Source organism: Micromonospora cremea, from assembly GCF_900143515.1.
Taxonomy (GTDB): Bacteria; Actinomycetota; Actinomycetes; order Mycobacteriales; family Micromonosporaceae; genus Micromonospora; species Micromonospora cremea.
In genome coordinates this window covers 142,270-157,242 of the sequence record NZ_FSQT01000002.1, presented here as the reverse complement: position 1 = coordinate 157,242, position 14,973 = coordinate 142,270, and the positions used below count along the sequence as shown (strand labels likewise).

The window sequence follows — 14,973 nt, the reverse complement described above, 5'->3', positions numbered from 1 at the left end:
TGCACCAGTAGGCCGGGCTCGTCCGTAACCCCGCACCGCGTACGCGGTGTGACGTCGTGCCCGGCCCCCCGCCCATCGGAAAGGGGGACCCCATGACCCGGGCCCCGGCGAACCTGTTGGCCGTGCGTACCCTGGTGCTGACCCACCTCGACAACGCACCCGGGCCCGATGATCTGGAGCCGGCGGAGGTCGGCATCGTCGGCGATCCGGCGCACCGGGGCGGCTACCACTGCGGATCCGACCGGGTGGTCACCAACGACTACTCCGTGGTGGAGTCACCCCGGGACCGGGCCGGTCTGACCCTGGACGCGGCCGCGTTGGACGTCGGCGGCTTCGAGGTCCGCTCCGGCGGCCGGACGCACACCCTGCGCAGCTTCTCGCTCTGGTGCGTGGGGCAGTGCGTCGCGAACGCGGCCGACACCCGGGACATCCGGGAGATCATCTACAGCCCCGACGGAACCGCCGTGCGGCGGTGGGACCGGCTCGGCAAGCGCAGCAGCGGCGACAGTTCGCACCGCTGGCACACCCACTTCAGCTTCTTCCGTGACGCCATCAAGGCCGGTCGCGATCAGCGGCCGTTGTTCCGCCGCTATCTCAGCTCCATCGGACTCCTGGAGGACAACGACATGACCCCCGAAGAACACGCCTGGCTGGCCACCATCCACAGGAACCTGACCGTGCTCGACGGCCGCAACCCGGTCGGGCAGATCTACACCCGGATGGCGATGGGTGAGGACGCGACCGTGCCGAACTTCGTGTCGGCGCACCCGACGCTGAGGTCACTCGGTGCGCAGGTGAGCGCCCTGCAGACCGCGCTGACGGCGTTGTCGGGCCGGGACTTCACCGACGAGCCGGCGATCATCCAGGGCGTGCTGGCCGGGCTGACCCCGGAGAAGATCGCTGCCGCCATCCCGCCCACCCTGGCCAAGCAGGTCGCCGACGAGTTGGCTCGCCGGCTGGTCGCGTGAGCCGCCGGCCTGGCCGCCCCTGATCCGCAACGACAGTTACGCAATAGATGTTGCGTAACTGTCGTTGCGGATGACAGGCTGGGTGGCATGGAGAGCCCCGACGTACGCCAGGTCACCGACTCGCGGGTGCTGGCCGCCATGGCCCACCCGCTGCGCCGCCGATTGATGGACGTGCTCAAGGTGCACGGGCCCTCGACCGTCGGCATGCTCGCCGAGCGCACCGACCAGGCCCCCGCGAACGTCAGCCACCACCTCAAGGTGCTCGCCTCCGGTGAGCTGGTCACCGAGGCCCCCGAGCTGGCCCGCGACCGGCGCGAGCGGTGGTGGCGGCTGGTCACCCGGGGGGTGCGCTGGTCCAACACCGACTTCGACGCCGACCCCGCGGCCCGGGCGGTCGCGGACGCCGCCACCTCGCTCAACCTGGACCGGCACGTCGCCCTGGCCCGTGCCTGGCACGCCGCCGACGAGGCGGCGCAGGCCGCCTGGGACGACGGGCCGTTCTCCACCGACCGCTGGCTGCACCTCACGCCGGACGAGCTGGCCGAGCTGGGTCAAGAGATCATCGACCTGCTGGCCCGCTGGGGCGACCGGGAGGTGCCCGACGACGGGCGCGAGCGCCAGCCGGTCTTCGTGTTCGTCCACGGCGTCCCGGCCCGGCCGTGACCACGGCCACACACACCGACCCGAGCCCGGTCCGGCCGGCCGGCGGGCTGCTGCGGCACCGGGACTTCCGGCTGCTCTGGGCCGGCCAGGCGGTCAGCAGCGTCGGCAGCAACGTCACCACGGTCGCGCTGCCGCTGGTGGCGGTGGCCGTGCTCGACGCCGGCACCTTCCAGGTGGCGGTGCTCACCGCCGCGGCCTGGCTGCCGTGGCTGCTGATCGGCCTTCCGGCCGGCGCATGGGTCGACCGGCTGCCGCGCCGGCCGGTGATGGTCGCCTGCGACCTGCTCTGCGCGGTGGCCTTCCTCAGCGTGCCGCTGGCCGCCGCACTGGACCGGCTCACCGTCTGGCACCTGCTGCTGGTCGCGCTCGGCGCCGGCACCGCGCGGGTCTTCTTCGAGACCGCCGACCAGGTGTACCTGCCGGTGCTGCTCCGCGCCGAGCAGCTGCCGGAGGGCAACGCGAAGTTGCAGGCCACCCAGACCGCGAGCTACATCGTCGGGCCCGGCCTCGCGGGCCTGATCGCCCAGGTCACCGGGGCGGTCGCCGCGCTGCTGCTGGACGCGCTCACGTTCCTGCTCTCCGCGGCCTGCCTGCTGCGGATCCGCACCGTCGAACCGCGTACCCCCCGGACGGACCGGTCCCGGTCGCTGCGTCGGGACATCGCCGAGGGGCTGCGCTTCGTCGTCCGTGACCCGTACCTGCGGGTGCTCACGGGCTTCGGCGCCGCCAGCAACATCGGGCTGATCGGCTACCAGGCCGTCCTGGTGGTGTTCCTGGTCCGCGAGCTGCGGCTCGCGCCCGGCCTGGTGGGCGTTTTGGTCGCGGTGATGAGCGCCGGCGGGATCGTCGGCGCGCTGCTGGCCACCACGCTGGCCCGGCATTGCGGCACCGCGCGGGCCATGCTGCTCGGGGCGGCCCTCACCGGGCCACCCGCGCTGCTCATCCCGCTGGCCACGCCCGGCGTGGGGCTGATCTGGCCGGCCCTCGGCGGGATCCTGATCGGCCTCGGAGTGGCGATCGGCAACGTGGTCAAGGGCAGCTTCCGGCAGACGTACACCCCGCACCACCTGCTCGGCCGGGTGACCGTGAGCATGCAGCTGCTCAACTACGGCACCATCCCGCTGGCGGCCGTGCTGGCCGGTGCCCTCGGCGCGCGCTACGGCGTCGGGACAGCGATCGGGGTGATGACCGCCTGGTTGGCGCTCACCCCGATGATTCTGTTGATCGGGCCGCTCCGGCGGCGGCGGGACCTGCCCGCCGCCCCGGCGGCGTCTTGAGTGCGCTGCAGCGGCGGCCGGAGACCGGCCGCCGCTACCGGCACGGAGCTACATCGGGCGGACGTTGTCCGCCTGCGGACCCTTCTGCCCCTGGGTCACCTCGAACTCGACCTTCTGGCCCTCGTTGAGCTCCCGGTAGCCGCTCGAGGCGATGGCGGAGTAGTGGACGAACACGTCCGGCCCTCCACCGTCCTGCTCGATGAAGCCAAAGCCCTTTTCCGAGTTGAACCACTTAACCGTGCCGGTTGCCATGCATCTCTCCCTGTTCAAAGCGGCTGACCCTCGGCCTGTGGCCGATGATCGCCCGTACCTGTCCGACAGTAACGGGAGAAACGCCAATCCGCCGGCCGAAGTGCCGTAGGTGTTGGAGCGAAGTCGGGTGAACTCTGCGCGCCGGCACGTGAAACGTGCCCCGATCATCCTCCACTGCGGCATGCTTGCGCCGATGAGGGGAGCCGCAGCCACCGCGCTGTCCGAGCTGGAGCGCGAGATCGACGCGCCCGGCGGGGGGCTGGACCGGCTCCGGCTGGTGCCCACTCCCTTCGTCCCGGAGGTGCGGCTGCACCTGGCCGAGGACGCGATCGTCTGGTGGGCCCGGATGGAGGCGGCCGTCGGGCACGCCCTGCCGCCGCCGTACTGGGCCTCCGCCTGGGCCGGAGGCCAGGCCCTGGCCCGCCACCTGCTCGACCACCCGGATCTGGTCGCCGGCCGGCGGGTGCTCGACCTCGCCGCCGGGTCGGGGCTGGTGGCCATCGCCGCCGCGCTGGCCGGCGCCGCACAGGTGGTCGCCAACGACATCGACCCGTACGCCGTGGCCTCCGTCGTCCTCAACGCGCGGGCCAACCGGGTGGCCGTCGACGCCACCGGGGACGACCTGCTCGACAGCGCCGACGTGGGGGCGGACCTGGTCGTCGCCGGGGACGTCTTCTACAGCCGCACGATGGCCGACCGGATGCTGCCGTTCCTCCAACGGGCCGCCGCCGGCGGCGCCGAGGTGCTCGTCGGCGACCCCGGCCGGGGGCACCTGCCGACGGACCGTCTGACGGTGCTGGCCGACTATCCGGTGCCCACCACCGAACCCTCGGTCGACTCGTCGCTACGCCGCGTGCAGGTGCTGCGACCCGCCTGAGGCCGGGGGCGGCCTCAGGGGCGACCCCGATACGGATACCAGGGGTCGGTGGGGGATGCGACCTGATGTCCACGGTGGTGCGGGAGCCATAGCGTACGAGGCATGACGCAATGGCTGGCTCAGGTCGGAGAACTCCCCATCCTGCTGCTGATGGGCACGCTCGGGCTGGTCATGCTCTTCGACGCCGTACCGCTGCTGGGCGTCCTGATCCCCGGTGACGTGGCGATCCTCGCCGCCGTCGGGGTGGGCCGCCCGGCCACCGGGCTCGCCACCTTCACCGCGGTGCTGGTCGGCTGCCTGGCCGGTTGGTCGTTGAGCTTCCTCGTCGGCCGCCGGTACGGGGATCGGCTGCGGCGCAGTCGGATCGGCGACTGGATCGGCGAGGAACGCTGGGCGGCCGCGGAGGGAATCCTGCGTCGCGGTGGGGGCCGGATGGTGGTGGTCGCGCCGTTCCTGCCGGTGTTCAACGCGCTGCTGCCGCTGGCCGCCGGCGGGCTGCGGATGTCGTACCGGCGGTTCCTCGGCTTCGCGGCGCTCGGCGCGACGGCCTGGGCCGGTCTCTACCTGGCGCTGGGCACCGCGTCCCGCTCGCTGGCCGGGCTGCTGCCGGGAGGATCCAGCCCGCTGCTGGTCACCATGGGGGTCGGGGTGGTGCTCGCCGCCGTGGTCCTGCTGGGCACCCGGCGCCGGCTGCGGGCGGTCACCGGGACGCCGACGCCCTGACCGGGTCGGCCCGACGGCCGGCGCGGGGGTGCGCCCGCACGCGCGGGTGGGTGGTGCGGGGCCGGCCGGGGGGCCGGCCCCGCTCGGCTCACCAGCCCCGCGCGCGCCACTGGGGCAGGGCGGGGCGCTCCGCGCCGAGCGTGCTGTCCTTGCCGTGACCGGGATAGAACCAGGTCTCGTCCGGCAGCCGGTCGAACAGCTTGCGCTCGACGTCGTCGATCAGCGCGGCGAAGCGCTCCGGATCCTTGTCGGTGTTACCTACCCCGCCGGGAAAGAGACTGTCACCGGTGAAGAGGTGCGGGGTGCCGGCCGGGTCGCGGTAGAGCAGCGCGATCGAACCCGGGGTGTGCCCCTTGATGTGGATGACCTCCAGCGCGCAGTCGCCGACCGGCACGGTGTCGCCGTCCGCGAGCCGCTCCGCCTCGATCGGCAACCCGGCCGCGTCGTCGGCGTGCACCAGCGGGCGGGCGCCGGTCTTGGCGATGACCTCCTCCAGCGCCACCCAGTGGTCCATGTGCTGGTGGGTGGTCACCACGGCGGTCAGCCCGCCGTCGCCGATCAGGTCCAGCAGGCGGGGCGCCTCGTTGGCGGCGTCGATCAGCACCTGCTCGCCGGTGGCCGTGCAGCGCAACAGGTAGGCGTTGTTGTCCATCGGGCCCACCGACAGCTTGCTGATGGTGAGCCCGCTCAGCTCCCGCACCGCTGGCGCGTCGCCGGGGGTGACGTCTCCGCTGTATGTCATGAGGTGTCTATATCCATTCCGGTGGAGTAGGCAGGGGGCCGTCGGGAGTGATGGCGAGCGAGCCACCGCCGTCACGGCCGATCAGCCAGGCGGCGAGGTCGGCGGCCGGACCGGCGATGACCGGTGCGCCCGCGCGCTCCCCGATCACCAGCTCGTGTCGGCTGCCGTCGAAGCGCAACACCATCGACGGCGGGTCCGGCCGGTCGCCGTGGTGCGCGGCCACCTCGCGCAGCAGCCGGTGGGCGAACGCCTCCGACCAGTCGGCGGGCCGGTAGTCGGCGGCCAGGTCGAGGTGGTGCACCTCCATCTCGCGCAACCGGCCCCAGACGAGCAGCGCCGCGGGCCACGGGCCCCGGCGGGTCTGCACCGTCGCCGCCCACGCCTCGACCGGCATGGCCGCGACCGCCTCGGTGAACCGGTCCGCGGTACGCCGCAGGTCGTCCAGATGCTCGGCCGGTGGCCGGCCGGCGCCGGCCTCGATGTCCGCCGTGCGGGCCTCTGGCGAGGCGTACATCGGCAGCGGCTCGCCGGTGCGGGCCGCGGTGAGCAGGTTGACGAAGCCGTCGGCGTTGCGCGCCAGGTGCGCCAGCACGTGGCCGCGCGCCCAGCCCGGAAGCAGGGACGCGGCCGCCAGGTCGGCGTTGTCGAAGGAGGCCGCGGTACGCAGGAGTCGACGGGTGGCGTCGTCCACCTCGCCCATCAGCAGCAGCGGATCGGTGGTCACGCGTCGACCCTAGCGGTCCGCCGTCGCGGCGTCGCCGGGGAAATCGCTTTCGGCGCGTCGGCGCGCAACCTACCGTCAGCGGCATGCGCGGCACCGGGACGTCGGACGGAGGTGGTGATCATGCCGGACGTGGCACGTGTTCCGCCATCACCAGCTTCGACACCGATGAGGATGCCATGACGATCGATCTGACCGCCCTCGGCTGGGACGCCGAGCGGGCGGCGTACGCCGCGCGACGAGGCGACCACCACCCGGGGCGGGTGGCCCGGGTGGACCGGGGGGTCTGCACGGTGCTCACCGCGGCCGGCCCGGTCCGGGCCAGCCTGGGTGGGGCGGTGCTGGCCGTCGCCGTTCGGGACCCCTCCACGCTGCCCTGTGCGGGCGACTGGGTGCTGCTCACGCACTGGCCGGACCGCCGCACCACGGTGGAGGCGGTGCTGCCCCGGCGGGCCGCGCTGATCCGCCGTACCGCGGGCAAGGACGCCAGCGGCCAGGTGCTGGCCGCCAACCTCGACGCCGCCGCTGTGGTGGAGCCGGTGCACCCGGAGCCCGACGTCGGCCGGATCGAGCGGCTGCTCTCCCTGGCCCACGAGTCCGGGGCCCGGCCGCTGGTCGTGCTGACCAAGGCCGACCTCGCGGCCGACCCGGACGCGCTGGCCCGCCAGCTGGCCGCGGTCGCCCCCGGTGTGCCGGTGCTGCCGGTCAGCGCCGAGCGCGGCCTCGGCCTGGAACCGCTGCGCGCCGAGGTGGCGCCCGGCCGCACGCTCGGCCTGCTCGGGCCGTCCGGCGCCGGCAAGTCGAGCCTGGTCAACGCGCTGGCCGGCGCGGTGATGATGCCGACCCAGGCGATCCGGCGGGTCGACGGCAAGGGCCGGCACACCACCACCTGGCGGGCGCTGGTGCCGATCCCCGGCGGCGGCGCGGTGATCGACACGCCCGGCGTGCGGGCGGTCGGCCTGCTGGACGGCGTGGTCGGGCTCGACCGTGCGTTCGCCGACATCGCCGGGCTGGCCGAGGGCTGTCGGTACGCCGACTGCGGGCACGACGGCGAGCCCGCCTGCGCGGTCCGCGACGCGCTGCGCACCGGTGAGCTCTCCACCCGCCGCTGGGAGAGCTGGCGGCGGCTGCAGGGGGAGGTGGCCCAGGAGAGCCGGCGGCGCGAGGCGCGGCTGGCCGCGGAGCGGCGTGGCGGGTGGCGTTCCGCCCGGCGCCGTGCGACCCGGCCACCGACGCCCGGAGGCTACTGACCGGGGGCTTCCGACCGGCCCGGCCGACCGGGCTGAGCTGGGGGAATGTGCGGGCGGGGGAAAGTGTCATACCTCGGGGCTAGAGTTGCCGAGGCGTGTTTTCCGCGCCCGCACGACCGCTCAGATCATCCCAGAGCGGGACACATCCTTCGCTTCGTCTTCACCCGGGAGTACACGGACCGTGGCCGACCGACTGATCATCCGTGGCGCGCGCGAGCACAACCTGCGTGACGTCAGTCTCGACCTGCCCCGGGACGCACTCATCGTGTTCACCGGGCTGTCCGGGTCGGGCAAGTCGAGCCTGGCCTTCGACACGATCTTCGCCGAGGGGCAGCGGCGCTACGTCGAGTCGCTCTCGTCGTACGCGCGGCAGTTCCTCGGCCAGATGGACAAGCCCGACGTCGACTTCATCGAGGGGTTGAGCCCGGCCGTCTCGATCGACCAGAAGTCGACCTCGCGCAACCCGCGTTCGACCGTCGGCACCATCACCGAGGTCTACGACTACCTGCGGCTGCTCTTCGCCCGCATCGGCGAGCCGCACTGCCCGGTCTGCGGCGAGCGGATCTCCCGCCAGAGCCCCCAGCAGATCGTCGACCGGGTCCTCGCCATGGCCGAGGGCACCAAGTTCATGGTGCTCGCCCCGGTCATCCGCGGCCGCAAGGGCGAGTACGTCGACCTCTTCTCCGAGCTGCAGGCCAAGGGCTACGCCCGGGCCCGGGTCGACGGCGTGGTCCACCCGCTGACCGAGCCGCCGAAGCTCAAGAAGCAGGAGAAGCACACCATCGAGGTGGTGATCGACCGGCTCACCGTCAAGCCGAGCGCCAAGCAGCGACTGACCGACTCGGTCGAGGCCGCCCTGGGCCTGTCCAGCGGCCTGGTGCTGCTCGACTTCGTCGACCTCCCGGAGGACGACCCGGAGCGGGAGCGTCGCTACTCCGAGCACCTGGCCTGCCCCAACGACCACCCGCTCGCCATCGAGGACCTCGAGCCCCGGGTCTTCTCCTTCAACGCGCCGTACGGCGCCTGCCCGGAGTGCACCGGCCTGGGCACCAAGAAGGAGGTCGACCCGGAGCTGCTGGTGCCCGACCCGGAGCGCACCCTGCGCGAGGGCGCCATCCAGCCCTGGTCCACCGGCCACAACCTGGAATACTTCCTGCGCCTGCTGGAGGCGCTCGGCGAGGCTCAGCACTTCGACGTCGACACCCCGTGGCGGGCGCTGCCGGCGCGGGCGCAGAAGACGATCCTGCACGGCTCCGACGACCAGGTGCACGTGCGCTACCGCAACAAGTACGGCCGCGAGCGCTCCTACTACACCGGCTTCGAGGGTGTGGTGCAGTGGATCGAGCGCCGGCACTCCGACACCGAGTCCGAGTGGTCCCGCGACAAGTACGAGGGCTACATGCGCGACGTGCCGTGCGCGGCGTGCGGCGGCGCCCGGCTCAAGCCCGAGGTGCTCGCGGTCACGCTGGCCGGCAAGAGCATCGCCGAGGTCTGCAACCTGTCCGTGGGGGAGTGCGCCGACCTGCTCGCGGGCATCGAGCTCACCGACCGGCAGAAGATGATCGCCGAGCGGGTGCTCAAGGAGATCAACGCCCGGCTGCGGTTCCTGCTCGACGTCGGCCTGGACTACCTCTCCCTGGACCGGCCCGCCGGCACCCTCTCCGGCGGCGAGGCGCAGCGCATCCGGCTGGCCACCCAGATTGGCTCCGGGCTGGTGGGCGTGCTGTACGTGCTCGACGAGCCGTCGATCGGGCTGCACCAGCGCGACAACCACCGGCTGATCGAGACCCTGATCCGGCTGCGGGGCCTGGGCAACACGCTGATCGTGGTGGAGCACGACGAGGACACCATCCGCACCGCCGACTGGATCGTCGACATCGGGCCCGGCGCCGGTGAGCACGGCGGCAAGATCGTGCACAGCGGCTCGGTGCCGGCGCTGCTGGAGAACCCGGAGTCGGTCACCGGGGCGTACCTGTCCGGCCGCCGGTCGATCCCGACGCCGCAGAAGCGCCGCCCGCAGACCAAGGACCGGGAGCTGGTGGTGCACGGCGCGCGCGAGCACAACCTGCGCAACCTGACCGTCTCCTTCCCGCTGGGTCAGCTGATCGCGGTCACCGGGGTCAGTGGCTCGGGCAAGTCGACGCTGGTCAACGACATCCTGTACGCGGTGCTGGCCAATCAGATCAACGGCGCCCGGCTGGTGCCCGGCCGGCACACCCGGGTCGGCGGCCTGGAGCACGTGGACAAGGTCGTCGGCGTGGACCAGTCGCCGATCGGCCGGACGCCGCGCTCCAACCCGGCCACCTACACCGGGGTCTGGGACCACGTCCGCAAGCTCTTCGCCGAGACCACCGAAGCCAAGGTGCGCGGGTACGGTCCGGGCAGGTTCTCGTTCAACGTCAAGGGCGGGCGCTGCGAGGCGTGCTCCGGCGACGGCACCATCAAGATCGAGATGAACTTCCTGCCCGACGTGTACGTCCCGTGCGAGGTCTGCAAGGGCGCCCGGTACAACCGGGAGACCCTTGAGGTGCACTACAAGGGCAAGACCGTCTCGGACGTGCTGGAGATGCCGATCGAGGAGGCCGCCGAGTTCTTCTCGGCCATCCCGGCCATCCACCGTCACCTCAAGACGCTGGTCGACGTCGGCCTCGGCTACGTCCGCCTCGGCCAGCCCGCGCCGACCCTCTCCGGTGGTGAGGCTCAGCGGGTCAAGCTCGCCTCCGAGCTGCAGAAGCGCTCCACGGGGCGGACGGTCTACGTGCTCGACGAGCCGACCACCGGCCTGCACTTCGAGGACATCCGCAAGCTGCTGATGGTGCTGGAGGGGCTGGTCGACAAGGGCAACACGGTGATCACCATCGAGCACAACCTCGACGTGATCAAGACGGCCGACTGGCTGATCGACATGGGCCCGGAGGGCGGCCACCGGGGCGGCATGGTGCTCGCCACCGGCACCCCTGAGGAGGTCGCCGAGGTGTCCGAGAGTCACACCGGTCAGTTCCTGCGCCAGGTGCTCAAGCTCGACGGCGAGGCCAAGGGCGCGGCGGCCGCCACCACCCGGGCCGCCAAGGCCAACGGGGTCACCAAGACGCGGGCGAGCCGTAAGGTGGCGGCGGCCGGCGCGCGCTGACCCCGATGCCTGCGGGGCGGGTCAGACCCGTCTCGCGCGCCGACTGCGGCGCGCGAGACGCGGTCCGGCCCGCCCCGTCCCATTTCCCGGGTCGGACGGGTGCCGCCGTGAACCATCCGGCACAGTTGCCCGTGTGGAGAGGTGTGGCCGGCTCTTGACCGGCGCAGCGGCCAAGAAAGAGGCGAGGCATGAGTGACGATCAGGCGCTGACCGGTCCGGGTACACAGACCCGTCGGACCCTGCTCACCGGTGTCGGGGCGGTCGGCGCGGCCGTCGTGCTGGCCGCCTGCGGCAGTGACGACTCCGGCAGTGGCGACGGCGCCGCCCCCACCAGCGGCGGCCCGGCGGTGCCCAGCACCGGCGACGCCGGCGGCGGCGACCGGCAGGGCGCCCAGTCGTTGGCCACCACCGCGGACATCCCGGTCGGCGGCGGCAAGGTCCTCGCCGCCGAGGGCGTGGTCATCACCCAGCCCACCGCCGGACAGTTCAAGGGCTTCAGCCCGATCTGTACGCACCAGAACTGCCCGGTGACGAACGTCGACGGCGGCACCATCAACTGCACCTGCCACGGCAGCAAGTACTCGATCGAGGACGGCTCGGTGAAGGCCGGTCCGGCCACCAAGCCGCTGCCGGCGAAGGGCATCAAGGTCACCGGCGACCAGATCTCCCTGGCCTGACAGCCGCGCCCCACCCGGATACCGACGCTAGATCGACTCGCCTTCCGGACGCCGGCGTGTCCGGCACCCGTCGCCGGCCCGACTTCCCGGGAGCCCGAGTCGATCTAGTGCTTCCGGCGGCGTGTCGGTGCCGCGGACTAGGCTTGCTGGCGTGGCTGACCCCTCGACCTACCGTCCCGCACCCGGCACCATCCCGGAGTCCCCGGGGGTCTACCGCTTCCGCGACGGCACCGGCCGGGTGATCTACGTCGGCAAGGCGAGGAACCTGCGCAGCCGGCTCAACTCCTACTTCGGCGACATCTGGAACCTGCACGAACGCACCCGGCAGATGGTCACCACCGCCGAGTCGGTGGACTGGATCACCGTCGGCACCGAGGTCGAGGCGCTCCAGCAGGAGTTCACCGAGATCAAGCAGTACGACCCCCGGTTCAATGTCCGCTACCGCGACGACAAGTCGTACCCCTATCTGGCCGTCACCCTCGATGAGGAGTACCCGCGGCTCCAGGTGATGCGCGGCGCGAAGCGCAAGGGCGTGCGCTACTTCGGGCCGTACTCGCACGCCTGGGCGATCCGGGAGACCCTCGACCTGCTGCTGCGGGTGTTCCCGGCCCGGACGTGCTCCGCCGGGGTGTTCAAGCGGGCTGGCCAGGTCGGTCGGCCCTGCCTCCTCGGCTACATCGGCAAGTGCTCGGCGCCCTGCGTCGGCAGCGTCTCCGCCGACGAGCACCGGGCCATCGTCGACGGCTTCTGCGACTTCATGGCCGGGCGCACCGACACCATGGTCCGCAAGATCGAACGCGAGATGACCGAGGCGAGCGAGCAGCTGGAGTTCGAGCGGGCCGCCCGGCTGCGCGACGACGTGGCCGCGCTGCGCAGGGCGATGGAGAAGCAGACCGTGGTGTTGGGCGACGGCACCGACGCCGACGTGGTCGCGTTCGCCGACGACCCGCTCGAGGCGGCCGTGCAGGTCTTCCACGTCCGCGACGGCCGGGTCCGCGGCCAGCGCGGTTGGGTGGTGGAGAAAACTGAGGAGCTGACCACCGGCGACCTGGTGCACCACTTCTGCACCCAGGTGTACGGCGGCGAGCACGGTGAGGCCGACGTGCCCCGCGAGCTGCTGGTGCCCGAGCTACCGGCGGACGCCGACGCGCTGGCCGACTGGCTCTCCACCCACCGTGGCAGCCGGGTGTCGCTGCGGGTGCCGCAGCGTGGCGACAAGCGCTCGCTGATGGAGACGGTGGAGCGCAACGCCAAGGACGCGCTGGCCCGGCACAAGCTCAAGCGGTCCGGTGACCTGACCACCCGGGGCAAGGCGCTGGACGAGATCAGCGAGGCGCTGGGCATGCGCACCTCGCCACTGCGCATCGAGTGCTTCGACATCTCCCAGATCCAGGGCACCGACGTGGTGGCCAGCATGGTGGTCTTCGAGGACGGGTTGCCCCGCAAGAGCGAGTACCGGCGTTTCATCGTCCGGGGCGCGACCGACGACCTCTCCGCGATGTCCGAGGTGCTGCGCCGTCGCTTCGCCCGCTACCTAGACGCGCGGGCCGAGACGGGCGAGGTGGGGGTCGAGCCGGCCGACGATCCGGCCGCCCCGGGTGGTCTTGGTGACCCCGACGAGCCGCAGGTCGGCATCCTGGTCGATCCGACCACCGGCCGGCCGCGCAAGTTCGCGTACCCACCGCAGCTGGTGGTCGTCGACGGCGGCGCGCCGCAGGTCGCGGCGGCCGCCCAGGCCCTCGCCGAGCTCGGTATCGACGACGTGGCGCTGTGCGGGCTGGCCAAGCGGCTGGAGGAGGTCTGGCTCCCCGACGACGAATTCCCGGTCATCCTGCCGCGCACCTCGGAAGGGCTCTACCTGCTGCAACGGGTACGCGACGAGGCGCACCGGTTCGCCATCACCTTCCACCGGCAGCGCCGCTCCAAGCGGATGACCGAGTCGGCGCTGGACCACGTGCCCGGCTTGGGCGAGGTGCGGCGCAAGGCCCTGCTGCGGCACTTCGGCTCGCTCAAGCGGCTCTCCGCCGCCACCGTCGAGGAGATCACCGAGGTGCCCGGGGTGGGCCGGCGCACCGCCGAGTCGATCCTGGCCGCCCTCAGCAAGGGCACGACGAGGGCCGACGAGGGCGCCGAGGCCACGCCGAGTTCGTGAGCCCGCCGGCCGTACCCTCGCCATCCGGTACAACCACGCCCTGATCCCGGCACGCCCTGATCCGGGCCTCAGAGCGCGCAACGCCCGCCGTTCGCCGCGGGACGTCCGTTGCGTCGATGATCGTGCTCAGCCCAAGGTCCGCGCCCAGCGGGAAGTTGCCGCTTGGCCGACGCGCCCCAGGCACCTTCCCCTAAAGTCGCGCAGATCTTTACCTGCGGCCGCGGACGGCACACACCGCGCACCGGGCGCACGCGAACGGACGCGGGCGTGTGGATCAGGCGGCGCCCGGGAGGTTCAGGACCGCGTCCCGAGCCGGCGGGACAGTTGGCATGAAGCGGTATACCTCTGAGTCATAGATATGACTCAGAGGTATACCGCTCTTCGGTGCGGGTGTCGGCCCGTGACGGACCCACCGCGGACTCTCAGCCGACGTCGGCCAGGGATGGCGGGCGCGGCTAACCCGGTGGGTTCAGGGTCCGGAGGGCTTGAATGTCCGGTTCGTGAGTGCCGGGGTGTCCGATTTCGGGGTCGTCGTCCCATGGTCGGGGGCACTCTGACCGTGGAATCGGGGGCCGGCCGGGGTGGTTATACCTGGCAGATCACCGCGGCCTCCCCCGGCCCGGTGCGGCAGCCGCCGGGAACACCGGCCAGGCCACTGCGGTTACATCCCCCCGTAGCCGCAGCCGCCGAGCATCCGGCAGCCGGTTGGGAACACCGGCCGGGCCGCCACGGTTACATCCGGCTGGACACCCCGAGCAGGCCCCCTTGAGCCGCCGGGCAGATCCCTTTCAGACTTTCCCCCCTGTTTTTCGCGTGCGGCGCACACCCCCCGTTGTTGTGTGTGTCGCGCGTACCCCCGATGCAGAGGAGCACGCCATCATGCGTACCGATCTGATTCGTAAGACCGCGCTGACCGCTGCTGGGCTCGCGTTCACCGGTGGCGTTATCGCTGGTCCGGTGACCGCCGCGTACGCCGCGTCGGACGCCAAGCCCACCACCCAGACCCAGACCGAGCGTAAGCCCGCGGGTGAGCGTCAGCTGGGTGTGCGTTACGAGGCGCAGCCGAACTTCTACTACTGCGGTCCGGCCGCGACCCGTAACGCCCTGTCCGTGCAGGGCAAGGACATCAGCGTGGACGCCATGGCCAAGGAGATGGGCACCACCGAGGCCGGCACCAACTCGATCAACGACATCACCCCGGTGCTGAACAAGGAAACCGGTAAGGACGCCTACCACAGCGTGGAGATCTCCAGCCCGAACGCTGACGGCAAGCAGACCCACGCGCTGCGCGCGGACATCGTGCGCACCGTGGATGACGGTCGGGCCGTGGTGGCGAACATCGCCGGCACCACCAGCGACACCGACGGCGCTGTGCACTCCTTCGAGGGCGGGCACTACATCAGCGTCGTGGGTTACCGCGACAACGGCAACGTCGTGAAGATCGCCGACTCGGCCGATCCGAACACCGCCTCCTACGAGGTCACCGTCGAGCACCTCGCCGACTGGATCGCCACCCGCGGCTACGCCACCAGCTGACACCA

At 72.1% G+C, this 14,973-nt stretch carries 13 protein-coding genes; 10 read left to right on the top strand and 3 right to left on the bottom strand.

Going from position 1 to position 14,973, the window contains the following annotated elements; all coding sequences use genetic code 11:
• Window positions 1-92: 92 nt before the first annotated feature.
• From BUS84_RS14080 to BUS84_RS14070, 3 genes are all read left to right on the top strand, one after another.
• Entirely contained in the window at window positions 93-968 is an 876-nt protein-coding gene (locus tag BUS84_RS14080; protein ID WP_074312820.1) for a hypothetical protein, read from the top strand.
• An 87-nt stretch (window positions 969-1,055) separates the two neighbouring features.
• On the top strand, window positions 1,056-1,631 hold the full coding sequence (locus tag BUS84_RS14075; protein WP_074312818.1) for an ArsR/SmtB family transcription factor: 576 nt from the start codon (window positions 1,056-1,058) through the stop codon (window positions 1,629-1,631).
• The gene (locus tag BUS84_RS14070; protein ID WP_074312816.1) at window positions 1,628-2,908 is read left to right on the top strand and encodes an MFS transporter; all 1,281 of its coding nucleotides are present in this window, start codon (window positions 1,628-1,630) and stop codon (window positions 2,906-2,908) included. The genes BUS84_RS14075 and BUS84_RS14070 overlap by 4 nt, the downstream gene beginning before the upstream one ends.
• Window positions 2,909-2,956: 48 nt before the next feature.
• Here the strand turns inward: BUS84_RS14070 and BUS84_RS14065 are convergent, their stop codons facing one another.
• Window positions 2,957-3,160 carry a cold-shock protein gene (locus BUS84_RS14065; RefSeq protein WP_007462771.1) on the bottom strand — a complete coding sequence of 68 codons (204 nt, stop codon included), beginning with the start codon at window positions 3,158-3,160 and terminating at the stop codon, window positions 2,957-2,959.
• Between the two features lie 181 nt (window positions 3,161-3,341).
• Between BUS84_RS14065 and BUS84_RS14060 the strand changes: the two genes are divergently transcribed.
• Together BUS84_RS14060 and BUS84_RS14055 are read left to right on the top strand one after the other, a co-directional pair.
• Complete coding sequence (locus BUS84_RS14060) at window positions 3,342-4,037, top strand: class I SAM-dependent methyltransferase (protein WP_074312814.1); 696 nt, start codon at window positions 3,342-3,344, stop codon at window positions 4,035-4,037.
• A gap of 102 nt (window positions 4,038-4,139) precedes the next feature.
• A complete protein-coding gene (locus BUS84_RS14055; RefSeq protein ID WP_074312812.1) occupies window positions 4,140-4,760 on the top strand; it encodes a DedA family protein in 621 nt (206 codons plus the stop codon).
• Between the two features lie 88 nt (window positions 4,761-4,848).
• On the opposite strand, the gene BUS84_RS14050 is transcribed toward BUS84_RS14055, so the two are convergent.
• Together BUS84_RS14050 and BUS84_RS14045 are read right to left on the bottom strand one after the other, a co-directional pair.
• Window positions 4,849-5,502, bottom strand: coding sequence for an MBL fold metallo-hydrolase (locus BUS84_RS14050; RefSeq protein WP_074312811.1), 654 nt, complete (start codon window positions 5,500-5,502; stop codon window positions 4,849-4,851).
• Window positions 5,503-5,509: 7 nt separating this feature from the next.
• Window positions 5,510-6,226, bottom strand: coding sequence for a maleylpyruvate isomerase family mycothiol-dependent enzyme (locus BUS84_RS14045; protein WP_074312810.1), 717 nt, complete (start codon window positions 6,224-6,226; stop codon window positions 5,510-5,512).
• Window positions 6,227-6,402: 176 nt separating this feature from the next.
• Here BUS84_RS14045 and rsgA point away from each other — a divergent pair, with 176 nt between their 5' ends.
• The 5 genes from rsgA to BUS84_RS14020 all read left to right on the top strand — a co-directional run bounded on the left by rsgA (window position 6,403) and on the right by BUS84_RS14020 (window position 14,968).
• Window positions 6,403-7,473, top strand: coding sequence for a ribosome small subunit-dependent GTPase A (gene rsgA / locus BUS84_RS14040; protein ID WP_074318788.1), 1,071 nt, complete (start codon window positions 6,403-6,405; stop codon window positions 7,471-7,473).
• Window positions 7,474-7,654: 181 nt separating this feature from the next.
• The gene (gene uvrA, locus BUS84_RS14035) at window positions 7,655-10,603 is read left to right on the top strand and encodes an excinuclease ABC subunit UvrA (RefSeq protein ID WP_074312809.1); all 2,949 of its coding nucleotides are present in this window, start codon (window positions 7,655-7,657) and stop codon (window positions 10,601-10,603) included.
• Window positions 10,604-10,791: 188 nt separating this feature from the next.
• Window positions 10,792-11,280, top strand: coding sequence for a Rieske (2Fe-2S) protein (locus tag BUS84_RS14030; RefSeq protein WP_074312808.1), 489 nt, complete (start codon window positions 10,792-10,794; stop codon window positions 11,278-11,280).
• 151 nt (window positions 11,281-11,431) lie between these two features.
• Window positions 11,432-13,432, top strand: coding sequence for an excinuclease ABC subunit UvrC (gene uvrC, locus BUS84_RS14025; protein ID WP_074312807.1), 2,001 nt, complete (start codon window positions 11,432-11,434; stop codon window positions 13,430-13,432).
• Window positions 13,433-14,311: 879 nt separating this feature from the next.
• Window positions 14,312-14,968, top strand: a complete 657-nt coding sequence (locus BUS84_RS14020; protein WP_074312806.1) for a C39 family peptidase — start codon at window positions 14,312-14,314, stop codon at window positions 14,966-14,968.
• Window positions 14,969-14,973: the final 5 nt, after the last annotated feature.

Coding starts and splice junctions, on each gene's coding strand:
- BUS84_RS14080 (WP_074312820.1), top strand. CDS start 93: ATGACCCGGGCCCCGGCGAACCTGTTGGCCGTGCGTACCCTGGTGCTG.
- BUS84_RS14075 (WP_074312818.1), top strand. CDS start 1,056: ATGGAGAGCCCCGACGTACGCCAGGTCACCGACTCGCGGGTGCTGGCC.
- BUS84_RS14065 (WP_007462771.1), bottom strand. CDS start 3,160: ATGGCAACCGGCACGGTTAAGTGGTTCAACTCGGAAAAGGGCTTTGGC.
- BUS84_RS14060 (WP_074312814.1), top strand. CDS start 3,342: ATGCTTGCGCCGATGAGGGGAGCCGCAGCCACCGCGCTGTCCGAGCTG.
- BUS84_RS14055 (WP_074312812.1), top strand. CDS start 4,140: ATGACGCAATGGCTGGCTCAGGTCGGAGAACTCCCCATCCTGCTGCTG.
- BUS84_RS14050 (WP_074312811.1), bottom strand. CDS start 5,502: ATGACATACAGCGGAGACGTCACCCCCGGCGACGCGCCAGCGGTGCGG.
- rsgA (WP_074318788.1), top strand. CDS start 6,403: ATGACGATCGATCTGACCGCCCTCGGCTGGGACGCCGAGCGGGCGGCG.
- BUS84_RS14030 (WP_074312808.1), top strand. CDS start 10,792: ATGAGTGACGATCAGGCGCTGACCGGTCCGGGTACACAGACCCGTCGG.
- BUS84_RS14020 (WP_074312806.1), top strand. CDS start 14,312: ATGCGTACCGATCTGATTCGTAAGACCGCGCTGACCGCTGCTGGGCTC.